This window comes from Bradyrhizobium sp. JR4.1, assembly GCF_040548605.1.
Classification (GTDB): Bacteria; Pseudomonadota; Alphaproteobacteria; order Rhizobiales; family Xanthobacteraceae; genus Bradyrhizobium; species Bradyrhizobium canariense.
In genome coordinates this window covers 28,538-41,934 of the sequence record NZ_JBEPRY010000002.1, presented here as the reverse complement: position 1 = coordinate 41,934, position 13,397 = coordinate 28,538, and the positions used below count along the sequence as shown (strand labels likewise).

Here is a 13,397-nt window from a genome sequence, read left to right as displayed (position 1 = left end):
CATCCCTGGCCAACTGAAAACGGAGTCCAAGTTCCGCTCAGTCGCAGCGGATTGACAGTGTCGCCGTAAGATATCCTGAAAATTTCCTGAGCCGGCCCCCTGATTTGGCCGCAAGCAAATGGGCGTACTCGGAAAGGTCGCCGACATGGACGTCCATTGACACTCCCGGCGCCTTGAATTCGACGATGATGGCTGAGCCTTCTTTGCTGAAGAGAGCAATGTCTGGCCGCTTTCTGCCATTGTCATCTGCCCGCTCGTAAGCAGATTTTGAAGCTCCTGGTCGATGTCAGTTTCGCAAACACGTTCGCTGTCATTCCAGCGGATCCTGGATAGCGGCACGTCTGAGGCGATGTAGTCGTAGTAATGGTATTCTTCTCAGAAGCAAATGTCGTGAGAGGCGACCTCAGTGCTGTCTTTCCGCATCGGGAAGAATATGCTGTGAATGATCTTCTCGTCCTTCCGGCGGTCACCCTCCGCGACTGCCCGTCCCGCGAGTTGCTTACGACACGTAAGATCAAGAATCTGTACGATTGCGGACCGCCGCGGAGCGCATTCAGTATGAGGGCCTATCATCGGCGAGAAGACACCAACGCGGCGATCCTCAAAAGGGCTGAGACGGGCATCTCCATCAAGGAGATCGTACGGCTCACCGGTCATAGCCGGGGCCTCATCCGCAGGGTATTGCGAGGTCAGCGATCCGACGTGTTCAGGGTGCGCGAGAGCTCGCTCGAGCACTACCTGCCGTGGCTCGACGCCCAGTGGGCTGCTGGCCATTGTAATGGCGCCGAGCTTTGGCGTTGCCTCAAGGCGCAGGGATTTAGAGGCTCGCTGCGGGTCGTTACCGAATGGACGACACGCCGTCGACGTGCCGAAAAGCCCCATGCTCAGAGCCTGCAGCGCATACCGTCCGCGACAACGATCGCTCGCCTGATGACCGATGGCCGCGATACGCAATCAAACTCAGAAACCGTCACATTGCGGCCATCGAGCAAGGCGTTCCTCTTCTGGTGGAAGTTCGAGAGATCATAGCTGCTTTCCATGCGATGATCCGCAAGAAGGCTCACGTAGAGCTTGAACCATGGTTGGAACGAGCGCGCGCAAGCCTCGTCATGTCTTTTGCCAATGGCGTCATCAAGGACAAGGCCGCTGTCAGCGCAGCGATCACGACGTCATAGTCCAATGGACAGACCGAGGGCCAGATCACCAAGCTCAAACTGGTCAAACGCCAAATGTACGGACGCCCCAAGCTCGACTGGCTACAGGCTCGGCTAATCGGCGCCACATGACCAGTGCTGCACCAAATTTGCGTCAGAGCCAATTTTGCAAGCCGAATGACACATCCAGGAGATGCGGAGCGGCTGCCCGCCAGTTACTCACGATCGCACAATGGGTGCGTTACACCGCTATCGGGGCTGTTTTGCCAACCGCGCATCGGGTCGAGTGCGCTCAAAAAGCCCACATCGTCACGCGTGGCTGCAGCAATATCTGATTGGACGTAGCTTCGGCATGGCGTCCCTGCAGACGCGGCAGTGAAACTTCGTCCCAGGGATGCGGACCGTCATGAGCCGCTTGGCCGACAAGCGGGCGCTGATTGGCGGCCGCGAGCCCATCCCGGTCAACCCAATGTTTCCTCAAACAAGAGATCCGGAAGTGGGCGCTCCGAGTGCCATATACCTTTCTGCTTTACATAGTAACGACATAACGAGCTGATTTTTGGGCTGTCGCCAAGTCTCACTCGCTGACGTGAGATCTCTCCCAACTGAGCGAAGACCTCTTGCGTGTAGCCTGAGGACGACAGGAATAATCCCCCATCGGTGGCATCACGCGCATTGACCTCAACGAACGAGGTCACGTCATCCATTCCAGAACGGTTGCGTAGCCAATGCTTGATCTCAATGTAGAATACCTTGTAGATGCCTCCAGCGACGCAACGTACAATGACATCCTTGCCGCCATCCTTAGCAGGCCGCGTTAGCTCCACCGAAAACCCGATTCCGCTTAAAGCGGTGGCAATCACCCTTTCTAGATCGCGCCACTCAATTTGCTCCAGAATACGAGGATTTCGTGCAACAAGTTCGCATAGACAAGCAGCCATCGCGCGAACTACTTGCGCGACGGGAGAAGCGATCTCGGCGTCCGGGTGTTTGGCTATTTGGGCAACGACCTCTGCGAGAGCGCTCCGGAGTTCGTTGACGCCCTCTCCCGTCTTGGCGCTAGTACGGAACACAAAATCGAACCCCAGTTCTTTCGCCAGCTTTTCAAGCCGGTCGACGTTGTGTTTGCTCGTACCCATATCCTCCCGCGTCGAGACGAGGATTCTGCGAGCAACCGATACCGATGTGTGTTCTGAAGCTGCCGAAAAGGCCTCGAGCCAACCACGTGTTGAATCACCCAACGATCCATCTTGGTGATGCGCCAGATCCACGGCGACCACGACTGCGATGGCTTCTTTCCCGTTTAGGCTGGATTTCAGCCGCGACGCCGCATAGTCGCCGGGAATGTCGTGGATTGAAACGCTGCCCTCTAGGGCAGGCAATCCAATGTCAGCTGTTATCATACTCCGCGTGCTGTATTCCTGGAATGGGTCTTCCGCGTTGCGAAGCCTCCTAAACAGGGCCGTCTTGCCTGCACCTGAGTCCCCGATGACTACGATTTCGCGATCCCTGCGTAGTTCCTCCGCTCGGGACTGAGACTTCATCCTGGCCTCCAATGTGCTGTCATCAGCATTGCGATTGAACTAAGCCGGCGGCGACGGCCGGATAACGCCGAGAACTCGAGCGGACGGTTTGATCACTTTCAAAGTCTTTCGATCAGATGAACCTCAACCGGAAATCCGATCAATTACACCCGATCAGCAACTGCCCGAGGACTGACTTTGCTGAAGAATGGGATGCTGAGAGTTCCGGATTTCTTGTACCTGTCCCGCATGATCCCAAACACCACAGTGAATTCGCTTGGAATTGGCTTCGAACGTCCGTCGGGCAAGATTGCATCAAAACCTATGTTCTTGAATTTCACTTGCCGCTTCTTGACTTCCTTACGGAGATCGACCCCAAACTTCTCGTCACGCACGAAGGACTCAGCCGAGACGACGCCCTGAACCCATAAGAGATTGATCGGCGCTGAGGAGTGCCTATCCTTCAACTGAATGAACTGCTTGGTCGCGGAGAGAAAATCACAGGGGTCACCTCCAGAAATAGCAGCGCAGCACTGCTCTGGTTGACCAGCGGCTGAGCCCACCCGTTGCAAACCCTCGAACAAAACCGAACCATGTCGGCGGCACTGCGGGCGCCTGGCCAACAAGAGCCTTCCGGCTTTGGCAGGCCCTTTTAGCACAATTCCAAACAAGGCCGCGGCCATCAATGCATGGTCGATCTGATCAAGGTCGGTCGTACGCCTCGAAAACACTACTTACTTGAAATGAGCCGCTCTTCAATACCCTAAGTAGGGTTGCAACCTGAGAGCTATTCGTTATCAACGATGCCGGCTCGATACAGGTGCTTCACTGATTGGGGGCGGAGGGGCTCGTCGTCTCAATTGCAATCAGTCGCCGCTTTCGGCTGCTGGACCGGTGAGCCGCGCAATGCGCCGCACTCCGTCCCATTCTACGTCGGATCCGCGTCGAGAAACTTCTCCGCTCGGTGCCTTGCTCCATCATCGCCCGCACGTTCCAGTTCGTAGATGCCGACTGCCACTCCGGACAAATCTACGGCGTACGCCACGTAGCGCATCAACGATACTCAAACCCGCTGAATGCTAGGATGAAAGGACGCAATTCTGACTGGGAGCGGTTGGCGCTCAGATGGTTCTCCTGGAGAACGGCGCCCTGATCTATTCGTGTACCAACAGCTGTCGTCGCCGTTGCGGCAGGGCTCGCACGAGCATCAACGATGCGGACCAGCTCCTGCAAGCATTCGTCTTACTCGCGGGGATGGAGACGCAAGCCTTGCTCCCAAAGGATGTTAGCTTTCATGATGGCTCGCAATCCGCATATCGACTTTACGCGTGCGAGCCCAACCAGCCCAATGTTCGGGTTGCGACCTAGCGTCGTCTTCAAACCGCTCTTGATCTGCCGCTCAGTTTGGCACGCCGTCTCCTGACGAGTGATCTCGCTTGTACATCTCGGACTCTGTTTCGAAGCTTCTCGACTTCTCTAAGCTCCGCCAGTATCGTTTGCAGACGTTCACGCAGAACCGCACAATTATAAACCTGACGAGTACCTGACATTACCTGCCCCTAGTTTGTTAAGTAGTCGGCCAATTCGCTACGCCGAAGCTCAGTGAGCTAGAGCCGAAGCCGCCAGATGCTCCCAGTACTCTGCCTCTGCGAGCAGCTTCCAGCTTCTCTCGGGATCACGCACGGCGGCCTGTCGGCATAGCAACGCCATCGCACGAAAGCGGCGCCTAGCTTCCATCGAAAACTCCCTGCTTCTGGTTTTCCCCAACCCTAGTTTTTAATATTGCGGTGGAGTCATCATGATTACTGGGCATAACTAAATTTGTCGTTCAGCGGCAGCGAGTTAAGTTCCGACAGAGGGTCAAAGCGGAACTAGCTTCGCTTTAGGCTTCACGTCAGCTTCGAATGCTACTCTGTGCGGCGTGTCGCGCGCGCAATTGCGCAGTTCCGCGTGAGCGAGTGCAGCGCCATGAGCCGTGCTGGGCCCAGCAACATGCATGCGAAGGGCCCTGAGTAGGCATGCCTGTCAGAAACCGAAGCGACGACCGCTCAGGTTCCTCCCCAGTTGGTCCTTTGCCCAGCACCTGAACTTTACTGGCGATCAGCCCGGCGCAAATGCCGGGCTCATTCATCAAGCTCATTTTGCGGCACACAGATTGAACGAACGACCAAGTGCGCTGGCTACCAAGTCTTAGCAATTTCTGAATTGCCGCAGCAGTCTCGCTCAGGATTAGTCCTCAGGAACGCTTTCCCTTCCTTCGGCCCCGCGATGCTCTGACGCTCGGGGATCTGCTGCGGGCGATAGCGCGACTCGCGCTCACGGGGAACCGGGCGTTCAGAGGGATTGCGGCCGATACTGGCTTGGAGCTCGACAAGACCGGTGAACACGTCGGCCTGGCGGCGCAGCTCGTCGGCGATGATCGAGGGCTGGCTCGTGATCGTGGAAACATAGTGACTCGCACGCGACGGCGCTGCAAGCATACTGTTGATCGGACGATCGTGTGTATTGACATCCTCCGAAGATTTGTTGTCGAGAGTCGCAAGGCGAACGGACAGCTCTCCTGTCGTTGGACATAGTGGTATCGGGACTGGATTGAAGCTCATCAAAATTGAACGGTCTTTGAGGCGGAAAAACTTCCACTACGAATTACTGTGGCGCAACCAGCCTTTCGGGAAATCCCTTCGAGTTGAGGATTGGAGACAGCAGCTGTGAGTGAAAGCTGAAGTGAACGGAACAAACGGCTTCGCGATGCCACCGTTCGGATCTTGCGTTGCTCGGTATGCTCCGTGATTGTTCCGAGCAGGGCGTCGCCCACGCGCGAGAGGGCTGCGAGAAGATCAAAGCCGCGTCAGAGGATATGGCTGAAGCGCTGCGCGAGACCTATTCGGGAAATGCCAGGAGCGCGACACACTACGGGCTCAAGGTCATCCAGATCTCGAACCTTAATACCGCCTCTGCGATCGATTTCTTCGTCTAAGGCAAGTCGGCAGCGGATGTCGTCACTTCGTCTGCGGTGCAAACGTGCAAGACTTTCGATACCGCATCCGTCCAAAGCAAGGACTTGTGGGACCTTACCCAGAAGCTTGCAACCGCAACCGGCGAACCGCTCAAGAAGCGCGTCGCCAAAGGTCCTTCACCGAGGCAACTAAGCGGCACTCAATTCACATCCAGGTTCGTTCAAGAGAGAGATCCGGCCGGTTCTTTCAGGGCGATCTCCACGTGTTTTCCTGAAACTCCGTTTCGCAGCGCGGCAACACTTGAGTAGCGCTGGCCGCCAACTAGGTCAGGTTCGCGCTCCTATCGCTAGCCAATGCGACCCGATATTTTGTCTTGATGTCGATTTTTGAGAACTCTGCAAATGTGATCGCGCTTCCGGTGGGGAGCTTTGTTCATGCAAATCGATTTGAGGTGGGCCGCGCGCAGCCTGGCGAGTGACGCTGAGGTGGCTGAGGTGGAGGACTGCTCCTCCGATCTTACACCTTCGAGCGAACCCGCCGCCGCGAACGACAGTGCCGAAAACACGCACTCGCCCTTCATTCCATCTCCTGACGGCTGGTACGCGACGTCTTGAAACGATCCAGATCAGAGCCTTGGCCGCGGGTCGCTCCGCAGCAGATCGACCGTTCAGCGGTCCCGTTTTGGCGGCGGTATCGCCGCGGCCCCTTCCGGTTCGCGCCTACCGCTCCCGCGGCCTTCGCCCATCCGTGCCGGCTTAGGTGGCGGCGGATCAGGTATTTATGGATTTCAAGCGTCGCCAGAAGAACTGCCAAGGCGCGCCGAAGTTAGGAGCACTTTTTAGTGCTGCGAGATTTCTTTCCTTCATCAGAGCCCTAGGCATTGCGGAGTTCTTTCCATGGCTACCCAGATCGTATGGACCAGACGGGCGACAGCAGATATTTCTTTGAACAAACTGATCCGAAGGGGCTCGCCGAGGCTAAACGGCGATTTAAGCAGCTCACGGATCAGGGATTTACCGCCGCCCCGCGGAAGGCGGGCAGTGAACTAAAGGTCACACGGTCGTTTGATCCCACCGCGGATGAGACGCTATTCTATCCGCGGATCGTGTCCCCTGGCGTGGTGTAGCTGGCGGTGGGTCACCGCGTTCGCCGGCAAGGGCCGGGCCGGTCAGCTGGCGATGGCCGGAAGGCTGACGGTTGGATCATCGCTCAATGGGGGCGATGGTTTCCAGCGTCATGTAGCGGGCGCGCTGGACGGCCCATTCATCGTTTTGTTCGAGCAGGATGGCTCCGATGAGGCGGACGATCGCATCCTCATTGGGGAAGATGCCGACCACCTCGGTCCGCCGCTTGATCTCGCCGTTGAGGCGCTCCATCCATAACGTGTGTCGCGACATTTTATGCGGCCAAGGTTCGGGATTTAGCCTCTGATCGCGGGTAGCTCCGCTGCATCGCGTGTCTTTGCAAGAGAAAATGGATATTAGGGACAGTTGTTCGCAAACGACCTTCCCCGCGAAGACGCGCCTGCGCCGAACGAAGAGTTCGAGGCGATGACGGTCATTCAAATCGGGATCAATCATAGATGAAGCGGAAGACCGATGCCAAACAGTGACGGACGTTCCCCTTAGGAAGAACGCCTCTCAACAGATCCTAAGCGCAAATTCCATCTCACCAGTGCCGATGGTGCGTGCGGCCGCTTGAAAGCTCCTCGTCTGCGGTCGACCTGTTAACCGTGTCAACTCAGATCTGGGATCTGCCGCTGGTGGCATTTCGGGGCGCGTTTGTGCCGCGTGCGCCAAGGATCGTAGCAAGCGGCGAGAAAGAAGATCCGGCGTCCACCGCGTAGGTTCCACAAGGGGCACCGGATCACATGGACAAGGGGCGGACGTGTCAGTTCGAAACCGCCTGCTGCGTGCTAATCGGCAGGAATGCACGAGCGGTCGAAAGAATTCGTCTCGGCAAAACCAGCTCGTTGCTGATGACGAAAGAACGACCGGAGCTCCGCAGGATGCGCAGTTGAACTATGTCGGTCCTAAATGTAGCGGTCGCGACTCGCGAGCGAGGAGCGCGGAACTGCACTGATCGACATGCATGCCCTCGCGCGGGTCCTCAATGTAGCGCGTTGGCACCACCTTTTGGATTTCTGCCGCGATTCTCAAACGGCTGCCTGGAGGTGCTTGAGGGCATGGCCACGCCTGTACGGGTGTCCATCGGGCCGCGCCTTCAACGGCTGAGACGGGCTCCCCACCTTGTGTCCCCATTAGTGGTGCAGCCAATTTAACTCTTGTATTTCAGTTTAAGTCCGCCATATGGACTAGATCAAATTACAATTGAACTATCTCAAAATTCATGCAAGCTTAGGATTGCCATGCGCCGCTCCAGTGGGAACAGCGCCAATGCGATCTATGAGGACGAGAAATGCTTAGAAGCTGGGATGAGGCGATCAACCTCATCAAAGAGCGCATCGATGGGACGGCCCGACAGGTAGGCGAGGGATTTCCTCATTGGGCCGATCCGAATACCGGCATATGGCGGACGACCGAAAATGGGGATTGGACGGGTGGTTACTGGCTCGGAATGCTGTGGCTGATTTCCCGAGATGGGTGCGGTGAGCGATATCGTCGCCTGGCCGAGACCGTTTGTGCGCGCCTCGCGCCACGGGTGACCGCCGACACGGCCTTCAAAGCCGCTACCTTCTACTATGGCGCCGGACTGGGTTCGCTGCTTGCGGGGAGCGAGTCCGCTCGCGCAATGGGTCTCGCTGCGGCGAACGACCTCAAGCGACGTTTCGATCCTTCGCTCGGTCTGGTTCCGTTGGGAGCCCAAGCAGAAGAGGGCGCGCATGTCGGCGCGACGGCGAGCAGCATCGACAGCCTAGTGGTTTCCCTGTTGCTTTTCTGGGCGGCGCGGGAATCCGGTGACGAGGAGATGAAGGGCATCGCTACGCGTCACACATCCAGGGTGCTCGCGCTTCATCAACGCGAGGATGGCGCCTTCATCCAATCCTCGAAACTCGACCCGAAGACGGGAGAGCTTCTGGAGCGCTACACCCACAAGGGTTACGGCGCAAACAGCGTTTGGGCGAGGGCACAGGCATGGGGCGTGTTGGGCGCGACGATCAGTTGCCTTTCGGGCGGCATTGACGAGCGCTTGCTTGCCGCCGCAACGAAGGGGGCGGATTGGTGGATAGACCACGTCCCCGCCGACGGCGTTTCGTACTGGGATTTCGATGACCCCGCGGCTCCGAACACGGAACGGGACACCGCTGCTACCGCCTTCATGGCGTCGACCTTATTGAAGTTGAGCTCGATCGCGCCGTCCGAGAGCCTGCGTCGGAAATATCGCGACGCCGCGGAGAAGGCCGCGACTGCGCTAGTGGGAGGCTATCTCACGCCGGTACGGTCCGACGACCGAAGGTCCCTCGGCATGTTGGTCGAGGGGTGCTTCAACAAGAGAGAAGATTCCCGACCCGAGGATTTCATCAACAACGCCGAATTGATCTTCGGCAGCTACTACCTATTCGAGGCGCTGCACATCCTTAGCGGTCGCCTGCGACCGTCCGACGTTTAGGGAGCCCGGTAATGCGATTGCTTCAATTCAATACTGCGGAGGGACGTCGGCAGGTGGGCGCCATCCTAAAGAATGGTGCCGAGCCGATCGTGGTCAGGAATGCGGCGGGCGTCCGCGACCTCGCACTCGAAGCCGCGCGTAGGGGCGCGTCTCTGGAACAACTTGTTTCGGAACGCGGGTTTGAGGGAGAAGTCGACTACGATACACTCATCGCCGAGAAGAGACTGCTCCCGCCGCTTGATCATGTGGAGCCTTCCCGCTGCATCATTTCGGTGACGGGTCTGACCCATCTCGGAAGCGCCGAGTCGCGCGACGCCATGCATGCGAAGTTGGCCGCTGCCGATCTCTCCGACACGATGCGGATGTTCAAACTCGGCCTCCACGGCGGCAAGCCGAGCCCTGGCACCATCGGGGCGCAGCCCGAGTGGGCGTACAAAGGAGACGGTTCATGGGCAGTGCCTCCTGAACATGCGTTAGGGCTGCCGTCATGGGCTGAAGATGGCGGAGACGAAGCGGAGGTCGTGGGCCTCTACGTCATCGGCGATCGCGGAGAAGTGTTGCGCGTGGGCTTTAGTCTTGGCAACGAATATTCCGATCACGTGATGGAGCAGCGCAACTACCTTTATCTCGCCCATTCGAAGTTGCGGCAGTGCTCCTACGGCCCAGAGGTCCTTCTCGGTCCACTGCCGAATGACGTTAACGGCAGCGTCCGCGTCACGCGGTCGGGCTCGACGGTCTGGTCCGGCAAGTTCATCTCGGGCGAGGACAACATGTCCCACGCGATAGGCAACCTCGAGCACCATCATTTCAAGTACCGTCATTTTCGTCGGCCCGGCGATGTGCACGTGCACTTCTTCGGTGCGAGCGTCTTGAGCTTCGCTTCAGGAGTGATGCCGCAGAGCGGCGACGTCTTCGAGGTGGAAGCCGAGGCCTTCGGTCGGCCGCTGCGTAATCCGATGATCGCCGACGAAAAGACGGAGCTTATTGCTGTTAAGGTCTTGTAGCGGGGTACGTGGGGCGTTCGCGAAGCCGGCCGGCCACTTCACTTCGGGAATGGCCAGGCCGGCCGGCTTTCTCAAATCTGTTGAAAATCAGCAACTTCTCGCCCAAATTCGCGATCGCGAGCTGGGCTTCGGAAGTGGAGGTCCTGTAAGATAAGCGACTACAATGCAAAAATGGTACCCCGAAATACAACCCGGCAACGCCCCCGCCTTTCTCCGTTTGCTTGAGGCGATCGAGAAGGACATTTCGTCAGGGGCGCTTGCGAGCGGGACGAAGCTTCCGACGCAACGCCACTTGGCCGAGCGTGTTGGTCTCAGCGTGGGTACCGTGATCAAGGCCTACGCGGAGGGGCAGCGCAGGAGCTTGCTCGTCGGTCACGTGGGCCGAGGGACTTTCGTCGCAGAACAACGACAGAACTCTCAGGCGCGCGGGCGGGTCGTCGACCTCAGCCTGAACATACCGGGTCCTTCCATCTTGCCGAAGGTCCTTGCCGAGAGCACCTGGACCTTTCCCAGCGACATCTCAAATTACGTCGGCTACCTTTCGCAATCGGGCGTACTCGACCACCGCAATCAATTTGCCAGGTTGTTGCGCGAGACGGGCTTCGACACATCACCCGACAATCTTGTCATCACCAATGGCGCGCTGCACGGTATCTCTCAGACTCTGAGCGCGATTTGCCAGCCCGGAGACAAGGTATTCGTCGAGGCGACCACCTATCACGGCATGAAATCCTACGCTCATTTCGCCAAGCTCGATTTGGTCGGGCTTGCTATGGACGAGGAAGGCCTCGTTCCGGACGCGTTCGAGAAGGCGGCGGCGTCCGGCGTCGCGCGCGTGCTGTTCACGATGCCGACCGTGCAGAGTTCGACCGCCGCGATCATGGGTGCGGCGCGTCGGCAGGAAATCGTTCGGATCGCGCGCAAGCACGATATCCTGATCATCGAAGACGATGCCTATGGCTTTCTTGACGAGGCCAGCGTTCCGTTGGCATCCTTGGCGCCGGAGCGGACGTTCTACGTCAACACCCTCTCCAAATGCCTGGCGCCCGGCCTCAGGCTGGGCATGCTGGTGGTGCCGGAGCAATACATTCCCCGCATTCATCAGGCCATGCGGGCAACTTGTTGGATGGCTTCCCCGATCTCATCCATGATCGCTTCCGAGTGGATCGAAAACGGCACGGCTGCGAGGGTTCGCCAGTCTCTGATCCAAGAAGCGAAAAATCGGGTTAAGCTCGCTTCGCAGATTCTGCGTCCGTACGTCCGGGCAGGTCATCCGACAAGCTTTCATGTCTGGCTCGATCTTCCGAGCCAATCCGTCGAACAGGTTGCCGCACGCGCGCTGCAGCGTGGCGTGATCACCACGCCCACGTCCGCTCTCCTTGTTGATCCGACGCTGATCTCCGGCTTGCGGATCTCGATCGGCGTTCCCGAGCGGCTCGAAGACCTCGAATGGGCCTTGCGGCAGTTGGCCAGTGCGCTTGAGATCGGCCACGCAGCGGATATGTCCATCATCTGAGACCGGAATGCGGCGGGCGCACTCCGGTCCGATTGCCGATGTCGGCGATCGCTATGCTTCAGACGGTCCCGTCGAAGGAATAGGACGTCTTCACCGTCGTGTAGAACTCGGCGGCGTAGCGGCCCTGCTCGCGCGGCCCATAGGACGAGCCCTTTCTACCGCCGAACGGTACGTGATAGTCAACGCCCGCCGTCGGCTGGTTCACCATGATCATCCCGGCCTCAGCGTTGCGCTTGAAGTGGCTCGCGTATTTCAAGCTCGTCGTACAGATGCCGGAAGACAACCCGAACGGTGTATCGTTCGCAATTTCGAGAGCTTCTTCGTAGCTTCTAGTGCGGATCACCGTCGCCACCGGCCCGAAGATCTCCTCGCGAGCGACGCGCATTCCGTTGTCAACGTCCGTGAAGAGCGCGGGAGACAAGTAGAAGCCGGGCGCATCTCGTTTCAACAGATCGCCTCCGGTGACGAGCCTCGCTCCTTCATCCTGGCCGAGGCGGATGTAGCGTAGATCCTGGTCGAGCTGGCGTTGATCGACGACCGGACCGATATGCGTCCCGGTCTTACATGCGTCGTCCACGACGAGGGATATCATGCGTTTCGTCATCGCAGCAACAAAAGCGTCGTGGATGCCATCCGTTACGGTCAGGCGAGACGAGGCGGTGCAACGCTGACCGGTCGAGAAAAAGGAGCTGTTCACCGCGCATTCGACGGCAACGTCGATATCAGCGTCGTTCAGCACGACCATGGGATTCTTACCGCCCATCTCGAGTTGAACTTTCTTCATTGGATCGGAGGCCATGCATGCTCGGGCGACGTGTTTTCCCGTCGAGACCGAACCCGTAAACGAGATGGCCGCGATCTTGGAACTCTTCAGCATGGCTTCGCCTATGATCGAGCCGTGCCCCATCACGAGGTTGAACACTCCCGACGGGATCCCCGAGCGGGCGATGATCTCGGCTAATTTGTGTGCCGATCCCGGCACCAATTCCGCCGGTTTTAATACGATCGTGTTTCCGTAGGCCAGTGCAGGAGCGATCTTCCAGGCGGGGATTGCGATCGGGAAATTCCAGGGCGTGATAAGCCCGATGACACCCAACGGCTCTCGCGTGATTTCGACGCCCACGCCCGCACGAACCGACGGCGCGTTCTCACCTGCGAGGCGCAGACATTCACCGGCGAAGAACTGGAATATCTGTCCGGCGCGCGTGACCTCACTTATCCCTTCCGGGAGTGTCTTGCCTTCCTCACGGGAGAGCAGACGCCCGAGTTCCTCCTTGCGACAGAGGATCTCGGTCGCGATCGCATTCAGGCAGTCGTGCCTGGTCTGAATGGTCGATCGTGACCAATTCCGGAACGCTTCGGATGCTGCGTTGATCGCTCGCTCGACGTCGATGGGTGACGCAAGCGCATAGTCCCCGAGAATGTCGTTCGTGTTCGAAGGGTTCACGTTGGCAGCAGCATCCGCTGCGGCGGTCCATTCTCCGGCGATGTAATTCAATGTCATCTCGTGTCCATCCATGTGGGAGGGGGCGCCCTGCGGGGACGAGCAACTGGGCAAAAACCAAATTCCGGTGTAATTCTGCTTTCACACATATTGGGATATATCAATGTATAATTGAGCTGTAGTAATAATTGACCGCCCGGAAGCTGTGCAGTAGCGTTCGGATGTCGCT

At 58.2% G+C, this 13,397-nt stretch carries 7 protein-coding genes and 4 pseudogenes; 6 read left to right on the top strand and 5 right to left on the bottom strand.

The window, feature by feature from the left end; genetic code table 11:
* Positions 1-530: 530 nt before the first annotated feature.
* A pseudogene (locus ABIB90_RS05440) lies at positions 531-1,286 on the top strand (transposase); the annotation flags it as partial.
* A 329-nt stretch (positions 1,287-1,615) separates the two neighbouring features.
* Here the strand turns inward: ABIB90_RS05440 and ABIB90_RS05435 are convergent.
* From ABIB90_RS05435 to ABIB90_RS05425, 3 genes and pseudogenes are all read right to left on the bottom strand, one after another.
* Positions 1,616-2,698: a restriction endonuclease gene (locus ABIB90_RS05435; protein WP_354101399.1), complete on the bottom strand. Its 1,083-nt coding sequence runs from the start codon at positions 2,696-2,698 to the stop codon at positions 1,616-1,618.
* Positions 2,699-2,841: 143 nt separating this feature from the next.
* Positions 2,842-3,360 (bottom strand): DUF6119 family protein, encoded by a 519-nt coding sequence (locus tag ABIB90_RS05430; RefSeq protein WP_354101400.1) that lies wholly within the window; start codon positions 3,358-3,360, stop codon positions 2,842-2,844.
* A 1,497-nt stretch (positions 3,361-4,857) separates the two neighbouring features.
* Positions 4,858-5,153 (bottom strand): annotated as a pseudogene (locus ABIB90_RS05425) (hypothetical protein); the annotation flags it as partial.
* A 294-nt stretch (positions 5,154-5,447) separates the two neighbouring features.
* Between ABIB90_RS05425 and ABIB90_RS05420 the strand changes: the two are divergent.
* Both ABIB90_RS05420 and ABIB90_RS05415 read left to right on the top strand, forming a co-directional pair.
* A complete protein-coding gene (locus ABIB90_RS05420) occupies positions 5,448-5,654 on the top strand; it encodes a hypothetical protein (RefSeq protein WP_354101401.1) in 207 nt (68 codons plus the stop codon).
* 876 nt (positions 5,655-6,530) lie between these two features.
* Positions 6,531-6,760: pseudogene (locus ABIB90_RS05415) on the top strand (hypothetical protein).
* 42 nt (positions 6,761-6,802) lie between these two features.
* Here the strand turns inward: ABIB90_RS05415 and ABIB90_RS05410 are convergent.
* Positions 6,803-7,019, bottom strand: a pseudogene (locus ABIB90_RS05410) (transposase); the annotation flags it as partial.
* A gap of 1,033 nt (positions 7,020-8,052) precedes the next feature.
* On the opposite strand from ABIB90_RS05410, the gene ABIB90_RS05405 reads away from it, so the two are divergent.
* From ABIB90_RS05405 to ABIB90_RS05395, 3 genes are all read left to right on the top strand, one after another.
* Entirely contained in the window at positions 8,053-9,204 is a 1,152-nt protein-coding gene (locus ABIB90_RS05405; protein ID WP_027515542.1) for a glycoside hydrolase family protein, read from the top strand.
* Positions 9,205-9,215: 11 nt separating this feature from the next.
* A complete protein-coding gene (araD1, locus tag ABIB90_RS05400) occupies positions 9,216-10,208 on the top strand; it encodes an AraD1 family protein (RefSeq protein ID WP_354200395.1) in 993 nt (330 codons plus the stop codon).
* A gap of 163 nt (positions 10,209-10,371) precedes the next feature.
* Positions 10,372-11,724: an aminotransferase-like domain-containing protein gene (locus tag ABIB90_RS05395; RefSeq protein WP_354101403.1), complete on the top strand. Its 1,353-nt coding sequence runs from the start codon at positions 10,372-10,374 to the stop codon at positions 11,722-11,724.
* Between the two features lie 58 nt (positions 11,725-11,782).
* On the opposite strand, the gene ABIB90_RS05390 is transcribed toward ABIB90_RS05395, so the two are convergent.
* Positions 11,783-13,228, bottom strand: a complete 1,446-nt coding sequence (locus tag ABIB90_RS05390; protein ID WP_354101404.1) for an aldehyde dehydrogenase family protein — start codon at positions 13,226-13,228, stop codon at positions 11,783-11,785.
* Positions 13,229-13,397: the final 169 nt, after the last annotated feature.

Coding starts and splice junctions, on each gene's coding strand:
- araD1 (WP_354200395.1), top strand. CDS start 9,216: ATGCGATTGCTTCAATTCAATACTGCGGAGGGACGTCGGCAGGTGGGC.
- ABIB90_RS05435 (WP_354101399.1), bottom strand. CDS start 2,698: ATGAAGTCTCAGTCCCGAGCGGAGGAACTACGCAGGGATCGCGAAATC.
- ABIB90_RS05405 (WP_027515542.1), top strand. CDS start 8,053: ATGCTTAGAAGCTGGGATGAGGCGATCAACCTCATCAAAGAGCGCATC.
- ABIB90_RS05430 (WP_354101400.1), bottom strand. CDS start 3,360: ATGGCCGCGGCCTTGTTTGGAATTGTGCTAAAAGGGCCTGCCAAAGCC.
- ABIB90_RS05395 (WP_354101403.1), top strand. CDS start 10,372: ATGCAAAAATGGTACCCCGAAATACAACCCGGCAACGCCCCCGCCTTT.
- ABIB90_RS05390 (WP_354101404.1), bottom strand. CDS start 13,228: ATGACATTGAATTACATCGCCGGAGAATGGACCGCCGCAGCGGATGCT.